This window comes from Buttiauxella massiliensis (genome assembly GCF_902500225.1).
Classification (GTDB): Bacteria; Pseudomonadota; Gammaproteobacteria; order Enterobacterales; family Enterobacteriaceae; genus Buttiauxella; species Buttiauxella massiliensis.
On the sequence record NZ_LR722685.1, the window covers coordinates 1 to 1,586 of the forward strand.

Here is a 1,586-nt window from a genome sequence, read left to right on the forward strand (position 1 = left end):
GTACCCCTCTATCATCTTTAATAAATCCATCAGGAATACAGACCCCTTTATCGACAGGGATATCTTCATCTTTGCGTCCGCTTAATCTTGAAATCAAAGATCTCATCGCCGATAACGTTGCTGGTTTGGTGTTTGACTGAGCCTCTGTAAAGCCCAGACTTAAGTACTCACTCTTTCTCTCCTTATTTTTGGGAGCAGAATAATTACGAATATCAGCTGTAATAACAAATGCTGTCATCCCCGAATAAACATGAGCTTCCAACTGGCGATAGCTATCTGGCGTACCGGGTTCATTGCGATCAAAAATCACCCCTTTCTCATCAGGCAGTCGAATCACTTCTTTTAGAAAAGGAGCATCTATCGGATCGTTACCCGGTTTATTCGTTGAATCACGTAATTCCTGCTCTCTTAACTTGATCCGTTGTTCGAAAGCTGGTTGATATAATCGCTGACTTTCAATTCTAAAATCATCGATGAAAACCATATTATTGAGCTTATTATTAAGCGATTCTGGCACATCAATCAGATAGCGCCCGATGCACTGAGGTTTGGTATGCGAGAATAATGTTTCAGCAATGGCATTATTCTTCTTGTTTAATTCAGTTGCCTGTGTGGGAAGGGTGAGAAAAATAATTCCTGTCACAGTAATTAGGTTTACAAAGGATCGTGTTTTATATTTTCGTCTGGTGGTCATAGAAAAGGCACCTCCTGTACCCTGCTGACACTTGCTTGCAGCGTTAACTCAAAAGCTGGCGACCATGCCAGCTATAATATTCACATCTATCAATAAGCATTGGGGCGATAGCGTATTGTACTCACCAGTTTGTCCCAGATTTCTACCATCTCAGCTTCAGAATATCGACTCAGCTTATCCGTATTACCGAACTCCACGCTAAGCCACGGTTTTGTTGGGCTGGCGATAGTTTCGTTGGCATATAAAGTAAAATCGTAAGCCGGGAATTTCCCTTTTATGCTGTTACTTTCTTGCATTCCTGCACTCAGCCACTCCTGAGCAGGTATTCCCCCCGGCTGTAGTTCTCCATATTTAACCGTATGGTAATGAGCTTTTTCCTGCTCTTCCTTAATATCCTCACCTCGACTTAGTAATGTACTATTTGACCCAACATAGGTGTTATTCATATATACTCCAAAAATAAAGTCCATGTTTTCAAAACTGAATGTCACTTTTTCCTTCTGCTTCTCACTATTATCTTTAATAAAACCATCCGGAATACAGATGCCTTTATCGACAGGGATTTCGTCATCTTTACGCCCGCTTAATCTGGAAATCAATGATCTCATCGCCGATAATATGGCTGGTTTGGTGTTTGACTGAGCCTCTGTAAAGCCCAGACTTAAATATTCATCCTTTCGCTCCTTATTTTTAGGATCTGAATAATCATGAATTTTAGCTGTAATAATAAATGCAGTCATCCCTGAATAAACATGCGCCTCCAATTGGCGATATGAATCAGGTTTTCCTGCCCAGTTGTGATCAAAAATCACTCCTTTATCATCAGGCAATCGAACCACTTCTTTTAGAAAAGGAGCATCTATCGGATCGTTACCCGGTCTATTCATTGAAT

Annotated in this window: 1 protein-coding gene and 1 pseudogene; both read right to left on the reverse strand. The window is 40.7% G+C overall.

Features of this window, described 5'->3' with window-relative positions; all coding sequences use genetic code 11:
* A pseudogene (locus tag GC128_RS22890) lies at positions 1 to 694 on the reverse strand (T6SS immunity protein Tli4 family protein); the annotation flags it as partial.
* Between the two features lie 89 nt (positions 695 to 783).
* Positions 784 to 1,586, reverse strand: an 803-nt coding sequence (locus tag GC128_RS23020; protein ID WP_193216303.1) for a T6SS immunity protein Tli4 family protein, incomplete at its 5' end; no start/stop codon positions are given.